The organism is Pandoraea sp. 64-18 (assembly GCF_001899225.1).
GTDB lineage: Bacteria > Pseudomonadota > Gammaproteobacteria > Burkholderiales > Burkholderiaceae > Pandoraea > Pandoraea cepalis.
The window spans coordinates 1-25,114 of sequence record NZ_MKVU01000007.1; the positions used below are offsets into that span (position 1 = coordinate 1).

Sequence of the window (25,114 nt, forward strand, 5' to 3'; positions counted from 1 at the left end):
GTTGAGGCCCCGATCCGCCAGCAAAACACCTCATCAAGAATGGACTGCGTCCGAATAATCCTCTGGCTGGGTGGCATCAGAGCGTGGTTGCATGCCGAGCACCTTGACGAGCGCCGTCACCAGAACGGCGACGAGCAGATTGATGAAGAGCGAATAGAGTGCGGCATAGCCGGGCATCGTGAGCGAGCCGATGTGCAGAGCGAAGACAGACGACTTGAAGCCTGTAGAGGCGGCCATCCACGTACCGACGGCGATACCGGCGAACCAACCGATCAGCAGGCCGCGATGATCGAGCCAACGCGTATAAAGCCCGAGCACGATTGCGGGAAGCGTCTGAATGATCCAGATGCCGCCGAGCAGTTGCAGCTGAATCGCGTATTGAAGCGGCAAGAACAGCACGAAGAACAGCGCGCCAAGCTTCACCACCAGCGAGACACGTTTTGCGATCAGCGTCTCCTGCGCAGCGGACACCGATTTATTCAGGAATTCCTTATGCACATTACGTGTATAGAGATTCGCGGCGGCGATCGACATAATGGCGGCGGGGACCAAAGCACCGATGGCGATAGCGGCGAATGCCACGCCGACAAACCACGAAGGGAAGGCATAGAGGAACAGCGCCGGTACGGCGAAATTCGTCCCATATTGCGCGAAATAGGGTGCGAACTGAGGCATCGACTTCACTCCGGAGGCCAACGCCATGTACCCGAGCAAGGCGATCAACCCGAGCAGCAGCGTATAGGCGGGCAACAGCGCCATATTGCGTCGAATCGTATTACCGCTCTTTGCGCTGAGCAGGGCCGTAATCGAGTGTGGGTACAAGAACAGCGCGAACGCCGAGCCCAAAGCCAGCGTTGCATAAGCACTGTAGCCTGCGAGCGAACCTCCGGATGGCGGTTTCAGCAGCAGATTCCCTGCGGGGACTGCCGCGAACACATGCGACATTCCGCCCAGGCGAATCGGAATCACGATCAACGCCGCGATAATCGTCAGATAAATCAGCGTGTCCTTCACAATCGCGATCAATGCCGGTGCGCGCAATCCACTGGTGTACGTGTAAGCCGCGAGAATCACGAACGCGATAATCAGAGGCAAATCGCCGAGCCAGCCAGTCGCGTGAAAGCCCAGCGCGCCGATCACCACCTCGATCCCGACCAATTGCAGGGCAATGTACGGCATCGTTGCCACGATCCCCGTGACCGCGATCGCCAGCCCTAGCCAACCGCTGCCGTAGCGAGCGCTCACAAAATCCGCAGCCGTCACATAGCCATGCTTTCGCGACACCTGCCAAAGCTTCGGAAAGACCACAAACGCAAACGGAAAAACCAGAATCGTGTACGGCAACGCGAAGAACCCCAGCGCGCCGGCGCCGAACACCAACGCCGGCACAGCGATAAACGTATAAGCCGTATACAAATCGCCGCCGAGCAAAAACCAACTGACAATCGTGCCGAAGCGTCGCCCTGCCAGCCCCCACTCGTCGAGCTGCGCGAGATCCCCGCGTCGCCAGTGCGCCGCCACGAACCCCACGATCGTGACAAACACAAACAGCGCGACAAAAACCACCGTGGCCGTCCAGTTCATGATCGACCTCCCGTCGCAGCGTCAGCCGGCGCCGTGCGTCGGTGCACCCACGCCGTAAGCAGCGCGGTCACCAACACCCACGCAAACTGATACCAATAGAAAAACGGGAAACCGAAGAGAGACGGCTCGAGCCGGTTGTAGAACGGCACCCACAGAACGCCAGCGAAAGGCAGCAACAACAGCCACAGCCAACCCCTGCCGCGCGATAGCGACGCGTTTTCATTCATGATTGCGTACCTCCCGGCGGGATCGCCACCGATCGCTCACGCAACGTGTGCCTATAACGACTATATGTCCTGAAAAGCAAAACGGCTTACGGACAAACCCCAACCCAACCGGATTCGCCATAAGCCGCATTTCGCGAGGAAAAACCGGCGTCGTCAGACCATGCCCGCCATCCAGCTTCCTCCTTCACCGACCCAACATTTCCAACGCCTACGCCGCCGGCACTACCGCGGTCACCTCGATCTCCACCTTCGCTTCGTCCTCCACCAGATCGGCCACTTCCACCGCCGTCATCGCCGGGAAATGACGACCGATCACTGCGCGATAATGCTCCCCAATCGCGCGATAACACTCCACATACTCGCGCTTATTCTTCACATACCACGTCATGCGAACAATATGTTCCGGCTTCGCATTGCCCTCCGCCAGAATCGCCACAATATTCTCAAGCGTCTGACGCACCTGCAGCGCGAAATCGTCCGTCTCGAAACGTTGCTGCCCATTCCAGCCGATCTGACCGCCGACAAACACAATGCGGCTGCCCGCCGTCATCTCGAAAGCCATGCCATTCGCATAGCCGCGCGGCTTCGCCCATTCGGGGGGTTGCAGAACTTGCAGCATCAGGACACTCCTTCAATAACAGAATCAGGTGCGGCAAAGCGCACAATCGCCGCGCGCTGGGCGTCGGGCACCGCGATCGGGGCGGGCCTGCCGCCCTCGCCCTTCGCGACCCAAACCAACACCAGCGTGGCTTGCAAACGCGTCTCGTCGTTCGCTCCGGAAAACCGGATGCGCAACGTCATCGACGAACGACCCAGACGCGAGACCTCCAGCGAACGCTGGAGCGTCTCACCCAAAAAACTCGGCGCACTGAAGCGACACTCAATGTTCGCCGTCGGCACGCCCATCGCATTACGCAAATGCATCTCGCCGAACGACAGACCCAGCCCTTCGGCGCACCAGTCCTCGACCAGATCGTTCATCATCTCGAAATAGCGCGGATAGAACACAATCCCGGCCGGGTCGCAATGCTTGAACCGCACCAACAACGGCTTCACAAACGCGTGCGCCGCCACCTCAGCTTCCGACATATCCTCTCCCCCCGCATGCCTCGTCGTCACACCGCGTCAACGTGAGTGGGCGCCAACTGGAGCGCCCCACCCTCGCCTCAATGCACCTCAATGCGCCATCTGCCGCAGCTTGAAGCGCTGCAGCTTGCCCGTCTCCGTGCGCGGCAGTGCATCGACAAATTCAATCGCCCGCGGATACTTGTACGGCGCGATGTTAGCCTTCACATACTCCTGAAGCGCCTTCACCATCGCGTCGTCGCGCGGCTCGCCCGCCTTGAGCACCACATACGCCTTCACGATCTGGCCGCGCGCCTCGTCGCTCGCGCCCACCACCCCGCACTCCGCCACCGCCGGATGCTGCAGCAAAGTCGACTCCACTTCCGGGCCCGCGATGTTGTACCCCGCCGACACAATCATGTCGTCCGAGCGCGCCTGATAGTAATAATTACCGGCCTCGTCGCAACGGAACGTATCGCCCGGCAGATTCCAGCCGTTCTTCACATAATTCGTCTGACGCGAGTCCGCGAGATATCGACATCCCGTCGGCCCCTTCACCGCCAGCTTGCCTACCTTGCCCGGCGGCAGCGGCTGCATGTTCTCGTCTACGATCATCGCGATATAGCCGGGCACCGGCTTGCCGATCGCGCCCGGCACCACGTCGCCGTTCGCCGCCGAGATGAAAATATGAATCATCTCCGTGCCGCCAATGCCGTCGATCATCTCGATACCCGACGCCTGCTTCCAGAGTTGACGCGTCGCATCCGGCAACGCCTCCCCCGCCGACACCGTCTTCTTCAGACTCGACAGATCGTACTTGCCCACCAGCGCAGCCATCTGACGATAGAACGTCGGCGCCGTAAAACAGATCGTCGCGCGGTACTGCTCGATCGCCTGCAGCAGACTGTCCGGCGTGAGCTTCTCCAACAACACCGTCGCCGCTCCGACGCGCAACGGGAACGTCAACAGGCCGCCCGTACCGAAAGTGAACGCTAACGGGGGTGTGCCGCAGAAAATGTCCTCCGGCCCCGGCTTTAGCACATGACGCGGAAACAGATCGCACATTGCCAACACATCGCGATGGAAATGCATTGTGCCCTTCGGCTGCCCCGTCGTGCCGCTCGTGAAAGCGATCAGGCAGACATCGTCCACCGCCGTATCGCAAGCTTCGAAGCTTGCCGGCTGGCGGGCCATGCGGGCCTCCAGTGAGTCCTCACCCACGTCGTGGAAGTACACCACCTGCGTCAACGCGGGACAGAAATACTCATGGTCCGCCCGGCGGTTGAACTCCAGTTCATCCTTCAGACGTCCGTCGCACAGCGCCGCGCCGACCTCCGCCTTGTCGACGATCTGCTTGAGTTCCTTCGCGCGCAGCAACGGCATCGTCGGCACGCCCACCAGCCCCGCCTTGATCACCGCCAGCCACGCGGCCGCCATGAACAGGTTATTGGGTCCGCGCAACAGCACGCGATTGCCCGGCACCAGCGCCATGTCGTTGCGCAGCACGTGCGCGATGCGGTCGACTCTCTCACGCAAACCGAAATACGTCGTGACCGTCGGCTGACCGTTCTCCACCGAATAAATCGCAGGCGCCTCGCCGCGACCTTGCGCAATCGCGCGATCCAGTAATTCGGCGGCGCAATTGATACGCGCCGGGTACGCCACGTCCGGATTGTCCAGCAGAAACTCGGGCCACTGATCCGCGGGCGGCAGATTGTCGCGCGCGAAAGTGTCGAGATGTCCAGATCGTTCCATGTGCTTCTCCTTGCCCCCGGTAATCAAGCTTGGCGCCTGCGCGCCGCCACAGACCGCGCTCAGCCGTCCTTGAGCAGTTCGCGCGCGATGATCAGTTTTTGTACTTCCGTTGCCCCTTCGTAGATCCGCAGCGAGCGAATCTCACGGTACAGACGCTCCACGATCGCGCCCGACACCACGCCCGCGCCGCCGAACATCTGCAACGCGCGGTCGATCACCTGCTGCGCCGACTCCGTCGCGAACATCTTCGCCATCGCCGCCTCGCGTGTCGTGCGCTGCCCCTGCACGTCACGCTGCCAGGCCGCGCGATACGTCAGCAACGCCGCGGCGTCCACCGACGTCGCCATCTCGCCCAAAGCCGCCTGCGTGATCTGGAAATCGGCGAGCGTCTGCCCGAACATCTCGCGCGACTTCGCGCGCGCCAGCCCTTCGTCGAGCGCGCGACGGGCAAAGCCCAGCGCCGCCGCCGCCACCGACGCGCGGAAAATATCCAGCGTCATCATCGCCACCTTGAAACCCTGTCCCGCCTCGCCCAAACGCTGCGAAGCCGGCACACGACAGTTCTCGAACTTCAGACGCGCCAGCGGATGCGGTGCGCTCACATCGATTCGCTCGGCAATCGTCAGCCCCGGCGTGTCGGCATCCACCACGAACGCGCTGATACCGCGGGCGCCGGGCGCCTCGCCCGTACGCACGAAAACACAATAGAAGTCCGCGATGCCGCCATTCGAAATCCACGTCTTCTCGCCGTTCAGCACGTAGTCGTCGCCATCGCGCGTGGCCGAACACGCCATCGCGGCCACATCCGACCCGGCGTTCGGCTCCGAGAGCGCAAACGCCGCAATCGCCTCGCCCGAGGCCACGCGCGGCAGATAGCGCTGCTTGAGCGCCTCGCTGCCCGCCAGCGTGATCGCGCCGCTACCCAATCCCTGCATCGCAAAGGCGAAGTCAGCCAGTCCGTCGTGACGCGCGAGCGTCTCGCGCAGCACGCACAACGCCCGCGAATCCAGTTGATCCAGCGCGCCGCCATGACGCGCGCTCACGCAATACTTCAGCCAGCCTGCGCGACCCAGTTGGCGCACCAGCGACACGCATGTCGCATCGGTATCCGCGTGGTGATCGACCTTCAGTTCGCGCGTGCACCAGGCGTCGAGTTCCGCGCCCAACCGGCGATGCGCCTCGTCGAAAAACGGCCATGCCAGAAAGTCGCCATTGCGCGCGTTTTGGGGAGTGATATCGCTCATCGTCTCGCTCGCGTCAGTCGCCCTTGAACACCGGTTTCTGCTTGGCGACGAAAGCGTCGTAAGCGCGGCGGAAATCCTTCGTCTGCATACAGATGGCCTGCGCTTCGGCTTCGGCCTCGATGGCCTCGTCCACGCCCATGTTCCACTCCTGATGCAGCAGCTTCTTGGTCACGCCGTGCGCGAACGTCGGGCCGCAGGCGATCTGGTCGGCCAGCGTCTGCGCGGCCGAGAGCACGGTGCCGCTGTCATGCAGGGCATTGAAAAAACCCCATTGCAGGCCTTCCTCGGCCGTCATCACGCGACCGGTGTACAGCAACTCCGACGCGCGGCCCTGTCCGATCATGCGCGGCAGCAGCGTGCACGCGCCCATGTCGGCACCCGCCAACCCCACGCGCACGAACAGGAACGCCGTCTTCGCCTGCGGCGTGCCCAGACGCATGTCGGAGGCGAGCGCCATCATCGCCCCGGCCCCGGCGCAAATCCCGTCGATGGCGCTGACGATCGGCTGCGGACAGGCGCGCATCGCCTTGACCAGATCGCCCGTCATGCGCGTAAAGTCGAGCAGCTCCGGCATGCTCATCTGCGTGAGCGGGCCGATGATTTCGTGAACGTCGCCGCCCGAGCAGAAATTGCCGCCCGCGCCGGTCACAACGACCGTCTTGATATCCGTGGCATAGACGAGACCGCGAAACAGATCGCGCAACTCGGCATACGAGTCGAACGTCAACGGATTCTTCTTGTCCGGACGGTTCAGCGTGATCGTGCCCACGCTCGCGCGCCCTTGCGCGTCGTTCGACACCGACCACAGAAAGTGCTTGGCTTCATAGTTCGCGAACGGGCGCTTGTGATGCGCCATCGTCAGTTTCACGTCACTCATTGGCCGATCTCCTCAAATAGTGTGTGCATGGCCGCTTAGCCGACGGTCACTTCACCGCCCGCCACCGCGATCGATTGTCCTGTCACTGCGCCCGCGCCCGGCTGGCAGAGCCACAGCACAGCGTCGGCCACCTCTTGCGGTTGCACGAGACGGCCCTGCGGATTGCGGCGGGCCAGCTCGGCGCGCGCATCGTCTTCACCACGACCGGTCTTCGCGACGATATTGGCCACCGCGTCGCGCACGATATCCGTTTCCGTATACCCCGGGCAAACGGCATTCACCGTCACCCCTTTCTTCGCCACTTCGAGTGCCAGTGCGCGCGTAAGCCCGACCACGCCGTGCTTGGCCGCGCAATACGCCGTGACATACGGATAACCGATCAGCCCGGCGGTACTCGCCACGTTCACGATGCGGCCCCACCCGGCCGACAGCATCGAGGGCAGCGCGGCGGAAATACAGTGGAACGTCCCCGTCAGGTTGACGTCGATCATTTGTTGCCAGAGCGCACTGTCCGTCTTGCCGAATGGCGCGCTGAGTGCTTGCCCCGCGTTGTTCACCAGCACCTGCACCGGGCCGAAGCGGCCGGCCGCGCGTGCAAAGGCCGCGGCGACGGCGGCGGCGTCCGAAATATCCGCGCTGACCCAAGCCACCTCGCCATGCGCGGCCAAAGCGTGTGCACCGCTCGCGAGCGTGGCCTGGTTGCGCCCGAGCAGCGTCACTCGTGCGCCCTGCGCAAGCAGCGACCGGGCCACGGCTTCACCAATGCCGCGCGCGCCGCCCGTCACCAACGCATGCACGCCCGCCAGCGATGCTGGCGACGCGCCGGCCGAGATTGTCGTTGACGTCATGAACTGTCCTTATTTACCGATCTGTTGAGCGTAGGCAGCCGCACGCTCCAGATTGGTCTCGTACTGCCGCTTGCCCGCATAGTACTGCGACGGCCATGGCAGATCCTTGTAGCCGATCTTCGCGGCTTCGTGCAGCGTCCAGAACGGATCGGCGAGGTGCGGTCGCGCCAGCGCACACAGATCGGCACGGCCCGACGCGATGATGCTGTTCACGTGATCCGCCTCGAAAATCGCGCCCACCGCCATCGTCGGAATGCCGGCCTCGTTGCGCACACGGTCGGCAAACGGCGTCTGGAACATGCGGCCGTAGACCGGCTTCTCGTCCTTGCTGACCTGGCCCGACGAGCAGTCGATCAGATCCGCACCAGCGTCCTTGAAGGCGCGCGCGATCGTCACGGCGTCGTCCGGCGTGATGCCGCCTTCGACCCAGTCGTGCGCCGAAATCCGCACCGACATCGGCTTGGCCGCCGGCCACACGTCGCGCACCGCATGGAAGACTTCCAACGGATAACGCAGTCGGTTCTCCAGCGAGCCGCCGTACGCGTCCTGACGCTGGTTCGTGAGCGGAGAAATGAAGCTCGAGAGCAGATAGCCGTGAGCGCAGTGCAATTCGAGCCAGTCGAACCCCGCCTCGGCAGCGCGGCGGGCGGCGTGCACGAAGTCGTCCTTGACGCGGTCCATGTCGGCGCGGGTCATCTCGCGCGGCGTCTGCGACACGCCCTCGATGTAAGGTAGCGGCGAGGCCGAGATCAGCGGCCAGTTGCCGTCGCCGAGCGGTTGGTCGATACCATCCCAGGCCAGGCGCGTCGAACCTTTGCGACCGGCGTGGCCGATCTGCATGGCGATCTTGGCGTCGCTGCCTGCGTGCACGAAGTCGACGATGCGCTTCCACGCGTCGCGTTGCGTATCGTTCCACAGGCCGGGGCACCCCGGCGTGATGCGTGCGTCGGGCGACACGCAGGTCATCTCCGCGACGATCATGCCCGCACCGCCCAGCGCCCGGCTGCCCAGGTGTACGAGGTGGAAGTCGCCCGGCACACCGTCGACCGACGAGTACATGGCCATCGGCGACATCACGATACGGTTCTTGAGCGTGAGTTCGCGCGCCCGGTACGGGGTGAACATCGGCGGAATCGCCTGCTGGCCGTCGGCGCGCGTCACGCCGGAACGCGTGGCGAGCCAGTCTTCGAAGCCTTCGACATAGGCGGGGTCGCGCACGCGCAGGTTCTCGTGAGAGATCCGTTGCGAGCGCGTGAGCAGCGAGTAGGCGAATTGCTCCGGCGCGAAGCGAGCGTAGCGCTCGACGGTTTCGAACCACTCCGTCGAATTGCGGGCGGCGTTCTGAATCTTGAGCACTTCGACGCCGCGCGCCGCTTCGTAGTCGGCCAGCACGCGCGGCAGGGCATCGATGCCCTGGGTGCGCAGACCGTCCGCAAGCGCGATGGCGTCTTCCAGCGCGAGCTTGGTGCCCGAGCCGATCGAGAAGTGCGCGGTGTGGGCGGCGTCGCCCATGAGGACGATGGGCACGCGCTTGCCGTCGACATCGCGCCAGTGCACCCAGTGTTCGCAGATCACGCGCGGGAAGCGGATCCAGATGGCCGAGCCGCGCAGGTGCTTGGCGTTGCTCATGAGTTCATGGCCGCCGAGGTACTTCGCGAAGAGGTTTTCGCAGAACTTCACGCCCTCTTCCTGGCTCATCTGATCGATGCCGTGAGCCTGCCAGACTTCCTCGGGCGTCTCGACGATGAACGTCGACGTGTCGGCATCGAACTGATAGGCGTGCGCCTGAAACCAGCCATGCTCGGTCTTCTCGAAGGCGAACGTGAAAGCGTCGAAGCGTTGATGCGTACCGAGCCAGACGAAACGATTCTGACGCGTGTCGATGTCCGGGCGGTAGGTGTCGGCGTAACGCGTGCGGATGCGGCTGTTCAGTCCGTCGGAGGCGATCACCAGATCGGCCTGATAGCGGCGGGCGATCGCTTCGTCGTCGTCGACATCGGTCTCGAAGACCAGTTCGACGCCGAGCGCTTCGCAGCGCGCCTGAAGGATGTTGAGCAGCTTCTTGCGGCCAATGCCGATGAAGCCGTGACCGCCCGAGGTGATCGTGCGGCCTTCGAAGTGGATGTCGATGTCATCCCACCGGTTGAAGGCGGCGTTGATCTGCGCGGCGCTCTCGGGATCGGCCTCCTGAAGGTTGTCCATGGTGGCATCGGAGAACACAACGCCCCAGCCGAACGTATCGTAGGGCCGATTTCGCTCGACCACCACCACACGATGCGACGGGTCGCGCAGCTTCATCAACAACCCGAAATACAGGCCCGCGGGACCGCCACCGATACAGACGATATTCATCTCCAGCCTCCGGATTCATAGATCGCGTCGCGTTTGCCGATCTTTGTTAAATCGTAAATAGTTTATACCTAAAATACTAGCGAAAAAAATTACGGCCGGCAAGGTGGTCAGACCCTGATGTTCAACGGGTCGGGAAAGCCCTTAGAAGGTGAATCGTCTGAGGCGGTCATCGGACGATTCCGAAACTTCGTCCATGGGTCCAAAACCGAAATATTTGGCAATGCTCGTCTGCCAGAATTCTCGCCGTCGTGTCACTCACGGTTCCTTCCAACCTCTGGTCTGACGCCAGGGTGTAAGCCCCCCCCCCGGCTGCTGCATGTTCATCGACGCCCCCCCCAATTTGAATAGCACGTCACGTTGCAAAACGACACTGCAGGGCAGATGCTTCAAATGAACACGGCGCACCGCTCGATTGACTGCTCACCGGAATTCCGGATGTATCGCAAAACGCATATATTCCGGCAGGGGAATCACTGACAAACAAAAAAGGCGCCACGCCAGCCTCGCATGCAGCCCTCACACGCGACGCCGCCGGGCGCCTCTTCATTCCACAGCCAATCGTCTCGCCTCAGCGCACGCCCATCCGCGTTTTGGCGATCACTAGCGTCGTCAGACTCACCACCGCCCCCACCATCAAATACAGCCCCGGCGCCAGCTTGTTGCCCGTCGACGCAATCAGCCACGCTACCGCCAGCGGGGTAAAGCCGCCAAAGATCGTCGTACCGAGGTTGTAACCCACCGCCATGCCCGTCGCCCGTGTTCGTGTCGGGAACAACGACGAAATCAGCGCCGGAATCGGTGCGAAGTACACCGCCTTCAACGTGCCCACCCACAGCATCACGACCATCATCGTCAGCAGCGACGCATGCGCATTCATGTACGCAAACGCCGGATACACCGTACAGAAGAACAGTGCCCCCGCCGCCAGCATGATGCGAATACGCCCCACCTTGTCCGACCAATGCCCCACGAACGGCGTCAGCGTCATGATGACGAAGCCCGTCACCAGCGTCGCAATGTAGCCCTGCGCCGGCGGCAAACCCAACTGTTTCGTCGCGTAAGTCGGCATGTACAGGATCATGTAGTTGGCCGTCGTTGTCAGCACCAGCGCCCCAATCGACACCAGCAGACGCGACTTCTGCGTTGCCAACACCTCTCGTACCGGCGATTGACCCGCGTCGTCGCCCTCCACCTGCGCCTGACGCTTGCGCGCCACGTCATGCTCAAACGCCGGCGTCTCGTCCACGTACTTCCGGATGTAAAGCCCGATCGGCCCGACCAGCATCCCGAACAGGAACGGAATCCGCCATCCCCACGATTCCAATTGCGGCTGGGTCAGCGCCCCGGTCAGCACCGCCCCGAACGCCGACGCCAGCAACGTACTCGCCCCCTGGCTCGCAAACTGCCAGCTCGACATGAAGCCCGGCCGGTTCGGTACATGCTCAACGAGAAATGCCGTCGAGCTACCAAACTCGCCGCCCGCCGAAAATCCCTGCAACACGCGCGACAAGAAAATGCCGATCGGCGCCCAAACCCCAATCGCCGCATACGTCGGCATGAACGCGATCAGCCCGGTGCCCAAGGTCATCATCGCAATCGACAACATCAACGACGCACGACGCCCACAGCGGTCCGCATACGCGCCCAGCACAAACGCCCCCAGCGGACGTGCAAGATATGACAACGCGAACGTCCCCAGCGCCATGAGCAGCGACACCGTCGCATCGTGCGCGGGAAAAAACAACTTGGAGATCGTCACGGCAAAGTAGCCATAGACGATCAGGTCATACCACTCGAGCGCATTGCCGATCGACGTCGCGACAATCAACTTGTACACGGGCACGTCGGCACGCACCCCCTCGTTGCCGACACGCGGCGCGCCGTTCGTTTGATCCGCCCCAGCGGCGGTCACTGAGCTGTTCATCGCGGCTTCCCCTCTTTCAGATCGACTTCCCCCAGATCCCAGAACAGACCCGCCATGATCTGCAACGCCTCGCGCGCCACCGACCCCAGCAGATGCTCGTCCGGCGCGTGCTGCGAACAGGCCGGGTACGAGTGCGGCACCCACAGCGTCGGCAGCCCCAAAACGTCCGCGAACACATCGTTCGGCAACGTGCCCCCCAGATTCGGCAGCAGCACCGGCGGCTTGCCCGTCGTCTCGCGCATCGACGTCAACGCCCACAGCACCCACGGATCTTCCGGATCGAGACGCGTCGCCATCACGCCGCGCTCGACCTCCACCTCGACCATCGGGAAACCGTGCGCGTCGAGATGCGCGCGCACGATCTCGCCCAGCCGCTCCCAGTCAGTGCCGACGACGAAGCGAATCTGCATGTGCGCATAGGCGTACGGCGGAATCGCGTTGACCGGCTTTTCCGGATTGCCGGTCTTGAACGCCAGCACTTCGATGTTGTTCCAGCCAATCACGCGCTCCGTCGGCGTCAATCCCGGCTCGCCATAATCAACGTCGACCTCGGGATCGTTCGGTCCGCCGCCCACTTCCAACCCAGCCAGCGCGCGACGCACCGACGCCGGCACCTCGGGCGGACGCAAGCCATCGACGAGAATCTTGCCGTTGCCATCGACAATCGATGCAATCGCGTTCGCCAGCACCACCCCGGGATTGCGCAACAGTCCGCCCCAGTTTCCCGAGTGATGCCCGCCGTCGCGCAAATTCAGACTGAGCTTGAAGTTGACCAAGCCGCGCGAGCCGAGAAACACCGTCGGACGTTGCGCCGCCAGTCGCGGCCCGTCAGAGGCGATCAGCACATCGGCCCGCAGTTCGTCACGCAGTTGCTCGCAAATCGCATGCAGGCCCGGCGAGCCCATCTCCTCGCCCATCTCCACGATCATCTTCACGTTGTAGCCGAGCTTGCCGCCACGCAACGCCAGCACCTCCGCCAGCGCCGACAGGTTGATCGTGTGCTGCCCCTTGTTGTCGGCGGTGCCGCGTCCATACCAACGATCCCCTTCCACCACGATCTCCCAGGGCTTCAGGCCGTCGCGCCATTGCGCGTCGTAGCCTCGCACCACGTCGCCGTGACCGTAGGTGAGGACCGTGGGCACATCGTCGCTCTCGTGTCGTTGCGCAATCAGGAACGGGCCGCCGCCCGGCACCGGGTTGGGCACGATGCGCGATGTAAAGCCGAGCGCCGCGAGCGCAGGCGTCATCTCATCCGCAAGGTACGAGTGAAGGACATCGCCGCTATCCGCCTCCTGACTCTCGGTCTTGTAGGCGACGCGGCGGTTGAGCGTATCGAGGAACGCGCCCGAATCGTATTGGGCGGTGGCTTGGGAAATTGCTGCGCTACGTGTCACTGCTTGTCTCCAGATGGCTTTTGAGGGCACGGCTGCCTGGCTCGCACACACGGCCACGCGTGTCGGCAGCACGCTGCAACGCAACCGTTCAGGCCATTCTAGGAGCGGGTATTTTTGACAACAATGATAATATTTCGAAGGTTTCGTTGCCGTTTCGGCAAAGCTGAAATCGCAGCCAATCCTCTCGCAACAGACGGCGCCATCCGCCCATCCGCCCATGCAAACACACGCACTTCGCTACTTTCTCGAAGTCGCTCGTACCGGCTCGCTCAGTCGCGCCTCCGAGCGCCTGCACGTGGCGGTCTCTGCCTTGAGCCGACAGATCGCGAAGCTCGAGGAAGATCTCGGCACACCGTTGTTCGAGCGTCGTCCGCGCGGCATGGTGTTGAGTGAGGCAGGTGAGTTGCTTGCCGATCATGCGCGTCGCATGCTGCTCGATGCGGAACGCGTCACGTCGGAAATCCGGGGGCTGTCGGAAGTGGGGCGCGCGACGATTCGCGTCGCCAGTGCGGAGGGTGTCGCGCGGGATTTCCTGCCACAGGTCTTCGCACGCTTTCGCGAAACCTACCCTGGCGCGCACTTTCTGCTCGATGTTGTCTCGCCGTTCGTCGCCACGGAGCGCGTACGCGACGGCGAAGCGGATATCGCCGTGTGTTTCAGCGTCGCCCCGGAAAAAGGGGTGCAGGTCGTTCACACACAACCGGCGCCGATCTATGCCTTGATGGCCAAGCAGCACCCGCTCGCCAAACGACGCGACATCGCGCTTGCCGACTTGCTGCCTTACCCGATGGCGCTATCGAATGCCGGCGTGACCATCCGCCAGATGTTCGACCTGTGCTGCATTCTCGAAGGCCTGCTGTTCGAACCGGTGTTCGTGAGCAACTATCACGCCTCGCTGCACAGCTTCGTGCGCTCCGGCAACGCCGTCACACTGACCGGCCTGCTCACGGTGCGCAGCCGGCTCGATCCGGAAGGGCTCGTCGCCATCCCCATTCGAAATCCGGCGCTGCACCAACGCTCACTGCAAGTGCAGACAATGGCCGGACGCACCCTGCCCGCCCCCGTCGAAGCGTTTCTCGGCCTGCTGATCGACGCCATCCGCGCGCCCGAAATTCTCGACAAGCCATTCAGGTGACGAGGTCGAATTGGGAGACGGGAAGTCGGCGGGCGATGACCTGTCATGAGCACGCGCCTGCGCCGTGCTCATGACGCTGCGAACTACGCGCCCTTCACCGCGTCGCGTACCTGATCGAGCGCGGCCGGATCTTCCAGCGTGATCAGGTCGCCGGTTTCGCGGCCTTCGCAGATAGCCTGGATGGCGCGACGCAGCAGCTTGCCCGAGCGCGTCTTGGGCAGCATCGCGACGAAGAACACGCGTGCCGGACGCGCCACTGCCCCCAGTTGCTTGTCCACCGTCTTCATGACGTCGCCCTCCAACGCCAGACGCGCCTCGGGCGTGGCCGCCAACGCGGGCTGACGCAGCACTGCGAACGCGATGGCCACCTGCCCCTTCAAGGCATCCTGTGCACCGATGACCGCGACTTCCGCCACGGCCGGGTGACTCGAAATGCTCTCTTCGATCTCGCGCGAGCCAAGCCGGTGCCCCGCCACATTGATCACGTCGTCGGTGCGACCGAGGATGAAGTAATAGCCGTCTTCATCGCGCACGCCCCAGTCGAAGCTCGAATACAGCGTGCGGCCTGGCACCGTCTGCCAATAGGTCTTGACGAAGCGCGCGTCGTCACCCCAGACGGTGCTCATGCAGCCCGGCGGCAGTGGCCCTTCGATGGCCAGCACGCCCTTCTCGTTCGGCCCGCAGTCCTCGCCGGTCACCTCGTTGACGAGCTTCACGTCGTAGCCATACACCGGTTTGCCCGGTGACCCGAGCTTGCCCGGCAAGGCCTCCACGCCGCGCACCATGCCCAGAATCGGCCAGCCGGTCTCCGTCTGCCAGTAGTTGTCGACGACCGGTTTGCCCACGCCGTCGGTGAGCCACCGCGCCGTGGGTTCGTCGAGCGGCTCGCCCGCGAGGAAGATCAGCCGTAGCGACGACAGGTCGTATTGGGTCAGATACGCCGGGTCTTGCTTCTTGAGCACGCGAATCGCCGTGGGCGCGGTGAAAAGCTGCGTGACCTTGTATTTCTCGACGATGCGCCACCAGATTCCGCCATCGGGTCGGATCGGCGTGCCTTCGTACATCACGGTCGCAATGCCGGCGAGCAACGGCGCGTACACGATATAGCTGTGCCCGACCACCCAGCCAATGTCCGACGCGCAGAACATCGTGTCGCCCGGCTTCGCGCAGAAGATGTGCTGCATCGACGCCGCCAGCGCCACCGCATACCCGCCGGTATCGCGTTGTACGCCCTTCGGCTTGCCCGTCGTACCGGAGGTGTAGAGCACATAGGACGGCTCACTCGACTCGAGCCATTCGCACGCCACGGCGGCATCGAAAAACTGCTCGCGCAATGGCGCGTAGTCGATGTCGCGGCCGGGCACACGTGTCATCGGCGAGAGGCCCCGGTCGATCAGCAGCACATTCGACGGCTTGTGCTGCGCGAGCGCGATGCCTTCATCGAGCAGCGGCTTGTAGGGCACGACCTTGCCGTTGCGCGAACCGGCGTCGGCCGAGACGATGACAGTCGGTTGCGCGTCGTCGATGCGTGCCGCCAGATTGACTGAGGCGAAGCCACCGAACACCACCGAGTGAATCGCACCGAGCCGCGTGCAGGCGAGCATCGCGAACAGCGCTTCGGGCACCATCGGCATGTAGATCAGCACCCGCTTGCCGCGCGCAACGCCCAGCGATTGCAGCGACGCCGCCATGCGATTCACTTCTGCCGCCAGTTCGTCGTACGTGTAGACACGCTCCTGCTCGGTCTCCGTCGACACCCAGATCAGCGCATTTTGCGAGCCGCGCGACGGCAAATGGCGGTCGACGGCGTTGTGGCACAGATTCGTTCGGCCACCAACGAACCATCGTGCAAACGGTGGCTTGTCGTAATCGAGCACCTGGGTGAAGGGTGTCTCCCAGTCGATCAGACGGGCCTGCTCCTCCCAGAAGGCCGCGCGCGAATCGGGCGCAATGGAACGGGCGTGAAACGACGCATACGAAGTCATGGTGTCTCCTTGCATATAAGAATTGGCTCGCGCGCCCGGTGCCCGACCGGGAGTGCCGGTGGGGAACGGAGGTGGCGCGGCGCCGGATCGGGCCGGCAAGGTCGAGCGGCATGTCGCCGTCGACAGGCAATGCGTTTCGGTGCAATGAAATCGTCGGACACGGATGCCGTGCCTCGCGCTCAGTGTGCGCGTTGACGCTTACGGAAGGCTTACCGGACGGGCTAACCAGCGACCCAAAACGCTAGGGGATTACGCTGAGTCAGACTGGCTCGGCGACCGGAGTCATAGCTGCAGCAAGGACATCGGCACTGCGTCACCAGCTTCGACGACTGGCAGCGCCACGAACGGACTACCGCACCGCCCGCCGACAGCGGCGGATACCTCACGACGTCGCGTAGGCAAGACTACAACAGTTGCCAACAGAAACGACGATTGGGCACGTGCTCAACCGATGCGCCCTTGTGGTACGAAAACGTCCGAAACTTGAGCCCCGCCGCATCCTCCTTTGCATTAATCGGAAAAATCCCAGAGATACTTTCTAAATCATTGATTTTAATGAATCAAAGCCGAGAAAATAGATTCATTCAGTGCACCCACAAAGGATCTATCGCGCCAAATCGACGTCACCCACGCTTGACACTTCTATTACATCTAATGCAACTTTAATCCTCACGCAGCCATCATTTCCAATGGAAAAATCAGGATGTGCGCATAACTTTTCACAAATTCATATTTCTTTAAAAGGATTGTCAAAATGCCGATTCCTCTGAAAAACATCCCAAGAAATCGTGAATTGACCGCTGACGAGGTTGATCCAATCGTAGCCAACGTGAAATATGCACAGCGCAATGATTTCGAGGTGGCGCCTGTCGTGGCCAATGTCAAGTATGCGCAGCGTAACGATGACGAAGTCACGGCCGTCGCAGAGGCCACCTGAAAGTCGAAACAAAGCTCATTCATTGCTGTTTCCGCGCTGCGAGCAAGAGGCCGATGCCTCTTGCTCATTTTCCCAAATCTCCCTGAACGGAACATCGAATATGGCCACCTTCCTGTCGCCGCAATTCGCGAATGAATTATGGGGTAAGCAAGCGACGGAAATGGTCATATCGCAGATTCCATTCAACGAAAAAGATTTGATGGGTGCGCTCCAGGAATATGCTGCGTGCGCGAGCGACATTCGCTCCCGCAACCCGAATTCCGAAGCCATAACGGCTTTCAATGGAAAGCGCTCGCCAGAACCGCGCCCTGATTTCCTTGCGCTTCCCACGGATAACACGCTCGAGGATTATGTGTCTAGAGTCGGGCGTCTCGCCGGCGATGACGAGTGGGCGGTCATGTACTACGGGCTTCATGCGGCAAGCCCAACTATCTGGGATATCGCAAAAGCGTTTTCTGATCGACTCGCCTTATCAATAGGCTATCGACCTGGCGGCCGCGTCGATCTTGATTGCTTTATCGGGCGATATTCATCCACTCATATCGGAATTCATGTGGATCATGCGCACAACTTCGGGTTCACCTTGCGCGATGGAAAAACGATGTTCACTTGGCCCGGAGTCCGGTCGGATCTCATTGGCGTGCGATTTCCAGACTATGAGTCATTCAAGTCTGAAGCCATTCCGCTTGAGAACAAAAGGAATCGAGTTACTTATTTCCCCGAGGACTGGCTGCACGTTGCCGAAACAAAATCCGACGTGTCGGTAAACGTGAACATCGCATTCTGGGAGACCGGCAACGACGCTCAGCAAAACGCGAACTACGTGCAGGACCGCCTCCAGACACCCAATCGTACCCGCCATGACGTGCGCTCGTCCGGCATCGCGAGTCTGAACCCCGATGACGAGCTTCTGCTTTCGTCCTTGAGGGCCTTGCTTGACGACAAGGCTCTGAAAAGACGAATGATGATTTCCCAACTCATCTCGGACACCAGCAGCCGGTTGAACGTCGGTCGTCCAATCGTTGACGTCGAAACACTGAACAACATCATCGCCCTCAACGCCATCAGCACGCTGCAGTGGATGCCGGTATTTCGGGACGGAGAAGTCCTGGTCGCGGCCAACGGCCATTGCGGCAACTTCAGATACAGCCGTGCATTGCACGACTTTCTGAGTCGCCTGAGCGCCGGCCAGCAAGTGAATATTTCCAACCTATCGAGCGGGAAAGACCGAATGCTCAACGATGATCTCCTGAGCGTCGCCGCATCGCTGGCGCGGTGGGGAGCCCTTTGATGAGCATCATGGGCCGATGGGCGCTCGTTTTCATTGGCATCTCCGTGTCGTTCGGCAGCTTCGCCGATGAGGCCGCTCAAGTGACTTTCGCCCTGAGGATGGCCGACGATACGCTCTCGATATCGATATTGCTCGCCGCCGGTCTCATCGGAGGCATGCTTGCTGGTCCGATTGCCCCCATGGTCCTCCGGCGAATCGGGCCTCGCAAGACGATTCCTGCGGCTTTTCTCATTCAATCGCTTCTGATCGCGATCGCGTCATTGGCCAACCACTTCTGGAGCTACGTCGTCGTATCAATGGCGCTCGGATCCACGGGATCCCTTCAGTGGGCGGCAATCATGGTCGCCATTCCTGGCGTTACCAACAACGAACGGCACATCGATCGCATCAACCGGATTGCGCAATCGGTGCGAAATATGGGTTACGTGGGCGGTCCCGCGCTCGGCGGGCTGCTATACGGCACGGCCGAGCGCTCGCGGGGGCTGTTGCTGCTGGCGCTGTTGGTGCTGGTCGCCGCGTCTGTCACCGCGAGGTCGTTCAACGTACTGGATGCTTGCGGCAGAAAATCCGATCAGGTGCCCACACAAGACAAGCGGAAGGCACGACTAGACCTGACCGGTCTGTTTCGTACAGCCGGTGTGGTCCGTGCGGTCTCCCCATTGTTGATGACGGTCGTGCTGACATCTACCCTAAATGTGTTGTTGATTTTCCGAATTCGCACCGAACTGCAATTCAGCGCGGATATCTACGGACTCGTGATCAGCGCGTTAAGTGTCGGACTGATCGTCGGTCCCGTGCTTTTTTCCGGGATGTTGGCAAGATTCGGCGACGCCGCCGGCGCCTCTATTGCAGCCAGTGTCATCGGTTTCGGGATTTTATGGCTCGCCTTGAGCGACACGGCATGGATCATCATGTGCGCCACGTTTCTGATTGGATCGGCGAACGGCATTCAGAACACGCTCACAGCGAGTTTCATGATGAAGGCGATTGATCCTCAGCGGCGTGTCAACCTGATGCCCGCCTACCTGTTTTGCATCCAGTCTTCGGTATTTCTCGGCTTCCTGAGCGCCGGCATGATCAGTACGGCGCACGTGAGCACGGCGCTCTTGGCTGCTGGCGTCGCTGCGGCGATCGTCGGCGCTTGCGGCCTCGCATTAAACGTCAAAAACCGACCAGGCATGGTCACAAAAGGAGCTTGTTGATGGATGGGATAGGACGCTTCGGGTCGAAGCCAAACGATTCGAACTCGGTAACGTTGCAAGCCCCTTTGGATCGCATCGTGACATCGGGCATAGCAAATCTCAGAGCCAGCCATTACTACTTCGACGAACCGCTATTCGACGAGTATGAGTTAACGACCGTCCGTGCGACGTGGGATTTTTCCGCTGCGGAATCTATTGTCCGCGACGGGCAAAATGTTCTCGATCTCGGCTGCGGCGATGGTCGACTGCTCCTTCAGCTGGCCAGGAAGTTTTCGCTGAAGGAGAGCTTTGGCATCGACATCTCTCCCGTGGCCATCGACCGCTTCAACGCGGCCATCAGTCACAACCACATTCACGCGCTCCAAGGCGACATATTTGATTTGCCGAGGCCGATCACGGAACGACGCTTCGATGTCGTGCTTTTTGGCGATGCGACCGTCAATTTCATTCTCGACGACGACAAGCTCGAAGTGCTGTTGCGTGGCGCGAAGGCGCAGCTGCGCGATGGCGGATCAAGGATGATGCTCGCCGTCTTCGGTGACGGGACACCCGAGCGCCTTTCGTTCATGGACAAGCGATGCACCGTAGTGCCATTTCGGCGGAGTAACGGGGAAGCCACGCTCATCTGGTGGGCCTACAAATACGACAGCGACAAGCGGATCATGCATCGATCCGTGTTTGCGCAATCGGGACGGAGTGATGATGGGAATATCGAAGGGGTCGTTTGCGATCTTCGAGACCGGATGTGGACACCGTCGTCAATCGTCCCCATCGCGCAGGCCAGCGGCCTCACGGTCGAAGAAATAATCCCGTCCGAAGTACAGGACGGGGCTGCCGTAGGCATGGCAACGGCAATTGTCATATTGAAATCGGCTTGAACGACCATGAGAACCGATCCGATTCAACCCAACTTCTATCGGGGCACGGGCGGATACGCCTGGCAGCTTGCCGAGTATCTCCAGGGCGGCCACGGCGACGAAAACGGTAGCTACACGCTTTGCAAGTCAATACCGCCGCAATTGCACAACCCGCTTGCCGCCTGCCCTGAATTCCTTCAGCCACATCACTTAGTCAGATGGTCTCGTTCGGTACGCATCGCTCACGACACGCCTCGGCTTGTCGGTACTCGGGGAGTTCGATCGTCGCTTGTTGTGGTGGAAAGCGCGCAGGCGTTTGGAGGGTTTCGTCATGCGGACGTTCAGGCGCTCGTGGGAGGGACGACCGTGGGTGCGTTGTCGGGCATGGAAGTCAATGGTGTAGTGCATGAGGCGGCCACGCTATTGGTCGCGCTGTATCGACATGGATTCATCGAGCTCGATGAGACGTTCCCGGCATCTCCTGCGGTCCGCTACATGATCGAACCCACCTGCCGCTTTGCCGACGCACCCGGGATCGGACGCGTAGCGATCAACCAGCTTAACGGCCGAACCATTCGATTGAGCGAAGCTTCTCAACGCATCTTCTCCCTGGACGAGCAATGGAAAGCGATACCGGAATCCGTGCCGCTGAACATCGCCAACTTTGTGGAAGCCGGCATGCTGCGATTACTCTCTGGAGGGAGTGCCTATGCACATGATTAGACCCGGAATGGGTACCGAGAGCAGCGCCAGTCTAATCTCGGCACTTATCTGCATGACCCGCCCTGCAACCGTCGTCGAGATAGGTGCCGGCGACAGCACGATTTTCATCGTGAAGGCACTCCAGCAGGCGCGGCAGGCATGGCAACACGATAGGGATTTGCTGGATGCCTCGACTTGGCAAGAACGCAGCGCACTTCTGGATCCGACCGGAATTCCCGACGTCTATCAACCCAGGCTGATTACCATCGACGACTTCTCGGTCGAAGGCTCCTCGGCCGAAGCGGCATGGGATGCATTAAAGCATCATGATATCGACAGAGGATTCGTGACCTTCGTCAACCGCGACTTCTATGCACTCGACGCCGCCACCATCGCTTCATGGGGACCGATAGACATCGCGTGGATCGATGCAGGCACGCCGGCCGACGACGTCAGATTCGTCGCGGCGCTCTGGGAACACATCGCGCCCGGTGGCATTCTGTGCCTGCATGAGCCAACCATGCTGACCACCATCAGCAGGAATGGCGAGCCACGCGTTCGCAGAGTCAGAACGCCGATCTGGGAAGCCCTGTTGCACAGGCTGGACAATTCGTTCGAGTTGATAACGCTGCCGGAGTCGCACAAATATCGCCAAAGTGGCTTGGGTATTGTTCGGAAGCGTCAACATAGTGAACGCGTGCTCCGTTGGCAGTCACTGCAGTCCGAGCTTGTCGAACTCGGAGAAATTCCAATTCGCAGCAGCTACTTGCCGATTGGGGAGCAGGCACTGAACCAACGTCTTCGCAAAAACGCCATCGTTGCCACGATGACGTCACGTGAGACACGCGCCGTTTACGCGGCAATCGTCCTCGGCGTCGGTCGCCTTGCCGATATCGCGGAGAGAGTTGGCACCGATGCAAAGGTCGTCGGCAAAATCGTGACCCAGTTACTGAGCATTGGCCTCATTCAGCGAAATGAGCGTGGATTTTCGGATGTCGACACGGCGTGGGGGGACATTGCCGATCGGCAGCATCGTAGCGCTGAAGATTTGAGCGATCGACAGCTGGAAACGGATCTCGTCATCGAAAAGATCGCGACGGCTTTCGCTCCGGAAGTCGAATACACGGAATTGGAGATATCCAGAATCTGCCAATTGTTCACCACCGATTACGCCCGACTGCGGCGATATCTTGTCGATCGCGGTGTGTTGCAACGTCACAATGGCGTCTATCGACGGGTGCTGTCGGATCGCGAAGCCAGGGGGACATCTCACGGACACCAGTGACTGAATTCCTCACCGGCGTCCTGCCTCACCTGACTTTGGGGACGCGCGATCGCCCGGCTAACAGAAAGCTTACGCTCAGCGTTGTGCCGTCTTGGTCACCTTCGCAGGTGCCTTCTTGGCGGTGGGCTTCGAAGCCATCTTGGCGACTGTCTTCGCAGGGGCCTTCGCCCGCCCCTTCGATGCCACCTTGGCCGTTGCGGTCCTATTGTCAGCGACGGCAGCCTTGGCCGGCCGACGCTCCACCACGCGGATCATCTTGCCATGCTTGCCGCGCACCAGACGCGTACGCGGCGCTTCGCCGTCGCCCGTGGCCGCCGGGGCCTCGGACGCAGCCGCCACGCGCAAGGCGTCCTTGACCGGTACGTGAAGCACCAGCAGTTGGCCCGACGTGAGCGTATCGCGACGCAGACGATTCCAGCTCTTGATCTGTGCGACGCTCACGCCACTGCGCTGGGCCACGCGGGCAAGCGTGTCGTGCTTGCGAGCGCGCACCATCACCTTGCGCGTATCGGGAATATCCGGCTCCAGCGCAAGCACGGCATTGCGTGCTACCGACGCGCTGATGTCCTGGTCAATGTCGTCCGAGCGCGGCACCAGCAACGTCGAGCCCGCCTTGAGGCGCATGCGCGGCGCAATGTTATTGACCGAACGGATGACCGCGGCGTCGACACCCAGCTTGCGCGCGACGTCTTCCGGACGCTCACGCGATGCGGACGTGTAGGTCGTCCAGCTCGAAAGCGGCTTGTCATAACCCTTCAGACGACGCTGAAACACTTCGGCGCTATCGAACGGCAGGAGAATCTTCGGCTGTGCCGCGCCAAGAATCACCGGCTTGCGGAACGACGGATTGAGCGCGCGGAATTCGTCGAGCGGCAGGTCGGCCAGCTTCGCGGCCAATGCCACGTCGATGTCGCGCTTGGTGGTCACGCTGACGAAGTACGGGTGATTCGGAATCTCGGGCAGCTTCACGCTGTAGATTTCCGGGTGCGCAATGATGTTCTTGATCGCCTGCAGCTTCGGCACGTAGTAACGCGTCTCGGTCGGCATGCGCAGGCTCAGGTAATCGGTCGGCAACCCTTGCGCCTGATTACGCTCGATCGCACGCTGCACGTTGCCTTCGCCCCAGTTATAGGCCGCGAGCGCCAGTTGCCAGTCACCGAACATCGCATAGAGCTTCGAGAGGTAGTCGAGCGCTGCGGTCGTCGAGGCGAGCACGTCGCGGCGCTCGTCCTGGAACATGTTCTGCTTGAGGTTGTACGTCTTGCCCGTGCTGGGAATGAACTGCCACATGCCGGCCGCCTTCGCCGTCGAGAGCGCCTGCGGGTTATACGCGCTTTCCACGAACGGCAGCAGCGCGAGTTCCGTCGGCATATGACGGCGCTCGAGTTCTTCAACGATGTGGAACAGGTATTTGCTCGAGCGCTCGATCATGCGCTCGACGTATTCGGGACGCTGCGCGTACCACTGCGTGCGGTCCTGCGCGAGGTCGGTGTCCAGATCGGGGATCGCGAAACCGTGACGAATGCGCGACCAGAGGTCGGCGTCGTCGCTGCCGTAGGCCAGGTCGTTGATCGAGTCGCTGTCAAGGTCAATGGTCTGATCGCTTGAGACGCGTTGCTTGCCTTTGGCTGTCGTGGCGAGAGGCGATTGGCCTTGCGCAGTCGGCGTGGAACTCAATGCACCGTTGGTCGGTGCTGTGCCGGCACACGCCGCCAGAAGCAGCGTCAGTAGCAAGCTAACGATAAGTCGCATTGATCGGGCTCGAATTGGGTTGCATCTTCATGAAATTGGCAAGAATGGTAAGGAAACCCTTCAGATGCGTCAACCATTCTGCCTAATTTTTTTGCAAAATTTACGCAAAAAGACCCCAAATTTGAGGGTTATCCCCGATCTTGGACGGTCGCGATGTGGCTGAAACGAGACGCCGGGACGGCGGGCCCGATGGGATCGATAAGAGACCGAAACATCGCAGGGCGGGGATGCGGCAAGGCTGAGCAGGTGTGAGCGAACATGTCAACGCCCGCTTTGTGACAATGTCATGCCATGCCACGCTGTTGACAGCGTGGCAGAGTCACGATCAACGGAAGCTGTCTTTCCAGCTACGCACGGTGGCGAATACCGCCTCGCGAGAGAGCGACGCACGCCCTGCATGGCGTTGCGCAGCCGCGATGACGGCCGGTGCGTCGCTGCGCAGGAAGGGGTTGGTCACGCGCTCCTGGGCGAGCGTCGTGGGCAATGTGGGACGGCCGGCCGCGCGAAGCGCCGTTGCCTCCCGATGCCACGCATTGAGCGCCGCGTTATCCGGATCGACCGCCAGCGCGAAGCGAATGTTCGACAGCGTGTATTCGTGCGCGCAGTGCACGAGCGTGGCGGGCGGCAGCGCGGCGAGCGCATCCAGCGAAGCGAGCATCTGTGCAGGCGAGCCCTCGAACAGGCGTCCGCAGCCGCAC

Annotated in this window: 21 protein-coding genes; 7 read left to right on the forward strand and 14 right to left on the reverse strand. The window is 61.5% G+C overall.

What is annotated here, in order from left to right; translation table 11 throughout:
* Window positions 1-33: 33 nt before the first annotated feature.
* From mctP to BGP02_RS05525, 11 genes are all read right to left on the reverse strand, one after another.
* The gene (mctP, locus tag BGP02_RS05475) at window positions 34-1,584 is read right to left on the reverse strand and encodes a monocarboxylate uptake permease MctP (protein ID WP_261938231.1); all 1,551 of its coding nucleotides are present in this window, start codon (window positions 1,582-1,584) and stop codon (window positions 34-36) included.
* Window positions 1,581-1,811, reverse strand: a complete 231-nt coding sequence (locus tag BGP02_RS05480; RefSeq protein ID WP_017231833.1) for a DUF3311 domain-containing protein — start codon at window positions 1,809-1,811, stop codon at window positions 1,581-1,583. Before BGP02_RS05480 ends, mctP begins: the two co-directional genes overlap by 4 nt.
* 208 nt (window positions 1,812-2,019) lie before the next feature.
* The gene (locus tag BGP02_RS05485; RefSeq protein WP_026131573.1) at window positions 2,020-2,427 is read right to left on the reverse strand and encodes a RidA family protein; all 408 of its coding nucleotides are present in this window, start codon (window positions 2,425-2,427) and stop codon (window positions 2,020-2,022) included.
* Between the two features lie 2 nt (window positions 2,428-2,429).
* A complete protein-coding gene (locus BGP02_RS05490; RefSeq protein WP_017231831.1) occupies window positions 2,430-2,900 on the reverse strand; it encodes an acyl-CoA thioesterase in 471 nt (156 codons plus the stop codon).
* Between the two features lie 87 nt (window positions 2,901-2,987).
* On the reverse strand, window positions 2,988-4,631 hold the full coding sequence (locus BGP02_RS05495) for an AMP-binding protein (protein WP_261938230.1): 1,644 nt from the start codon (window positions 4,629-4,631) through the stop codon (window positions 2,988-2,990).
* A gap of 59 nt (window positions 4,632-4,690) precedes the next feature.
* Entirely contained in the window at window positions 4,691-5,875 is a 1,185-nt protein-coding gene (locus BGP02_RS05500) for an acyl-CoA dehydrogenase family protein (RefSeq protein WP_261938229.1), read from the reverse strand.
* A gap of 13 nt (window positions 5,876-5,888) precedes the next feature.
* Window positions 5,889-6,752 (reverse strand): enoyl-CoA hydratase family protein, encoded by an 864-nt coding sequence (locus BGP02_RS05505; protein WP_268566605.1) that lies wholly within the window; start codon window positions 6,750-6,752, stop codon window positions 5,889-5,891.
* A gap of 35 nt (window positions 6,753-6,787) precedes the next feature.
* Window positions 6,788-7,600 carry an SDR family NAD(P)-dependent oxidoreductase gene (locus BGP02_RS05510; RefSeq protein WP_017231827.1) on the reverse strand — a complete coding sequence of 271 codons (813 nt, stop codon included), beginning with the start codon at window positions 7,598-7,600 and terminating at the stop codon, window positions 6,788-6,790.
* A 9-nt stretch (window positions 7,601-7,609) separates the two neighbouring features.
* Entirely contained in the window at window positions 7,610-9,952 is a 2,343-nt protein-coding gene (locus BGP02_RS05515; protein WP_286798188.1) for a bifunctional salicylyl-CoA 5-hydroxylase/oxidoreductase, read from the reverse strand.
* Window positions 9,953-10,520: 568 nt separating this feature from the next.
* Complete coding sequence (locus tag BGP02_RS05520) at window positions 10,521-11,876, reverse strand: MFS transporter (protein ID WP_261938226.1); 1,356 nt, start codon at window positions 11,874-11,876, stop codon at window positions 10,521-10,523.
* The gene (locus tag BGP02_RS05525) at window positions 11,873-13,270 is read right to left on the reverse strand and encodes a M20 family metallopeptidase (protein ID WP_261938225.1); all 1,398 of its coding nucleotides are present in this window, start codon (window positions 13,268-13,270) and stop codon (window positions 11,873-11,875) included. Before BGP02_RS05525 ends, BGP02_RS05520 begins: the two co-directional genes overlap by 4 nt.
* A 217-nt stretch (window positions 13,271-13,487) precedes the next feature.
* Here BGP02_RS05525 and BGP02_RS05530 point away from each other — a divergent pair, with 217 nt between their 5' ends.
* A complete protein-coding gene (locus BGP02_RS05530) occupies window positions 13,488-14,405 on the forward strand; it encodes a LysR family transcriptional regulator (protein ID WP_017231823.1) in 918 nt (305 codons plus the stop codon).
* Between the two features lie 83 nt (window positions 14,406-14,488).
* On the opposite strand, the gene BGP02_RS05535 is transcribed toward BGP02_RS05530, so the two are convergent.
* Complete coding sequence (locus tag BGP02_RS05535; RefSeq protein WP_286798189.1) at window positions 14,489-16,390, reverse strand: propionate--CoA ligase; 1,902 nt, start codon at window positions 16,388-16,390, stop codon at window positions 14,489-14,491.
* Window positions 16,391-17,144: 754 nt separating this feature from the next.
* On the opposite strand from BGP02_RS05535, the gene BGP02_RS05540 reads away from it, so the two are divergent.
* From BGP02_RS05540 to BGP02_RS05565, 6 genes are all read left to right on the forward strand, one after another.
* Window positions 17,145-17,327, forward strand: a complete 183-nt coding sequence (locus BGP02_RS05540) for a hypothetical protein (RefSeq protein ID WP_017231821.1) — start codon at window positions 17,145-17,147, stop codon at window positions 17,325-17,327.
* 100 nt (window positions 17,328-17,427) lie between these two features.
* On the forward strand, window positions 17,428-18,618 hold the full coding sequence (locus BGP02_RS05545; protein WP_017231820.1) for a hypothetical protein: 1,191 nt from the start codon (window positions 17,428-17,430) through the stop codon (window positions 18,616-18,618).
* On the forward strand, window positions 18,618-19,820 hold the full coding sequence (locus BGP02_RS05550) for an MFS transporter (protein WP_268566607.1): 1,203 nt from the start codon (window positions 18,618-18,620) through the stop codon (window positions 19,818-19,820). Before BGP02_RS05545 ends, BGP02_RS05550 begins: the two co-directional genes overlap by 1 nt.
* Window positions 19,820-20,698, forward strand: coding sequence for a class I SAM-dependent methyltransferase (locus BGP02_RS05555; RefSeq protein ID WP_017231818.1), 879 nt, complete (start codon window positions 19,820-19,822; stop codon window positions 20,696-20,698). Before BGP02_RS05550 ends, BGP02_RS05555 begins: the two co-directional genes overlap by 1 nt.
* A 6-nt stretch (window positions 20,699-20,704) precedes the next feature.
* Window positions 20,705-21,400, forward strand: coding sequence for a hypothetical protein (locus BGP02_RS05560; protein WP_286798190.1), 696 nt, complete (start codon window positions 20,705-20,707; stop codon window positions 21,398-21,400).
* A gap of 7 nt (window positions 21,401-21,407) precedes the next feature.
* The gene (locus tag BGP02_RS05565) at window positions 21,408-22,664 is read left to right on the forward strand and encodes a DUF2087 domain-containing protein (protein WP_286798191.1); all 1,257 of its coding nucleotides are present in this window, start codon (window positions 21,408-21,410) and stop codon (window positions 22,662-22,664) included.
* 75 nt (window positions 22,665-22,739) lie between these two features.
* Here the strand turns inward: BGP02_RS05565 and BGP02_RS05570 are convergent, their stop codons facing one another.
* Together BGP02_RS05570 and BGP02_RS05575 are read right to left on the reverse strand one after the other, a co-directional pair.
* Window positions 22,740-24,416 carry a transglycosylase SLT domain-containing protein gene (locus BGP02_RS05570; RefSeq protein ID WP_017231815.1) on the reverse strand — a complete coding sequence of 559 codons (1,677 nt, stop codon included), beginning with the start codon at window positions 24,414-24,416 and terminating at the stop codon, window positions 22,740-22,742.
* Between the two features lie 325 nt (window positions 24,417-24,741).
* Window positions 24,742-25,114, reverse strand: a 373-nt coding sequence (locus BGP02_RS05575; protein ID WP_286798192.1) for a hydroxyacylglutathione hydrolase C-terminal domain-containing protein, incomplete at its 5' end; no start/stop codon positions are given.

Bases quoted from the DNA above. Each gene is read 5' to 3' on its own strand.
- BGP02_RS05505 (WP_268566605.1), bottom strand. From the start codon at position 6,752: ATGAGTGACGTGAAACTGACGATGGCGCATCACAAGCGCCCGTTCGCG.
- BGP02_RS05565 (WP_286798191.1), top strand. From the start codon at position 21,408: ATGGGTACCGAGAGCAGCGCCAGTCTAATCTCGGCACTTATCTGCATG.
- BGP02_RS05495 (WP_261938230.1), bottom strand. From the start codon at position 4,631: ATGGAACGATCTGGACATCTCGACACTTTCGCGCGCGACAATCTGCCG.
- BGP02_RS05550 (WP_268566607.1), top strand. From the start codon at position 18,618: ATGAGCATCATGGGCCGATGGGCGCTCGTTTTCATTGGCATCTCCGTG.
- BGP02_RS05535 (WP_286798189.1), bottom strand. From the start codon at position 16,390: ATGACTTCGTATGCGTCGTTTCACGCCCGTTCCATTGCGCCCGATTCG.
- BGP02_RS05560 (WP_286798190.1), top strand. From the start codon at position 20,705: ATGAGAACCGATCCGATTCAACCCAACTTCTATCGGGGCACGGGCGGA.
- BGP02_RS05500 (WP_261938229.1), bottom strand. From the start codon at position 5,875: ATGAGCGATATCACTCCCCAAAACGCGCGCAATGGCGACTTTCTGGCA.
- BGP02_RS05510 (WP_017231827.1), bottom strand. From the start codon at position 7,600: ATGACGTCAACGACAATCTCGGCCGGCGCGTCGCCAGCATCGCTGGCG.
- BGP02_RS05570 (WP_017231815.1), bottom strand. From the start codon at position 24,416: ATGCGACTTATCGTTAGCTTGCTACTGACGCTGCTTCTGGCGGCGTGT.
- BGP02_RS05540 (WP_017231821.1), top strand. From the start codon at position 17,145: ATGCCGATTCCTCTGAAAAACATCCCAAGAAATCGTGAATTGACCGCT.
- BGP02_RS05530 (WP_017231823.1), top strand. From the start codon at position 13,488: ATGCAAACACACGCACTTCGCTACTTTCTCGAAGTCGCTCGTACCGGC.
- BGP02_RS05545 (WP_017231820.1), top strand. From the start codon at position 17,428: ATGGCCACCTTCCTGTCGCCGCAATTCGCGAATGAATTATGGGGTAAG.
- BGP02_RS05490 (WP_017231831.1), bottom strand. From the start codon at position 2,900: ATGTCGGAAGCTGAGGTGGCGGCGCACGCGTTTGTGAAGCCGTTGTTG.
- BGP02_RS05515 (WP_286798188.1), bottom strand. From the start codon at position 9,952: ATGAATATCGTCTGTATCGGTGGCGGTCCCGCGGGCCTGTATTTCGGG.
- mctP (WP_261938231.1), bottom strand. From the start codon at position 1,584: ATGAACTGGACGGCCACGGTGGTTTTTGTCGCGCTGTTTGTGTTTGTC.
- BGP02_RS05480 (WP_017231833.1), bottom strand. From the start codon at position 1,811: ATGAATGAAAACGCGTCGCTATCGCGCGGCAGGGGTTGGCTGTGGCTG.
- BGP02_RS05520 (WP_261938226.1), bottom strand. From the start codon at position 11,876: ATGAACAGCTCAGTGACCGCCGCTGGGGCGGATCAAACGAACGGCGCG.
- BGP02_RS05555 (WP_017231818.1), top strand. From the start codon at position 19,820: ATGGATGGGATAGGACGCTTCGGGTCGAAGCCAAACGATTCGAACTCG.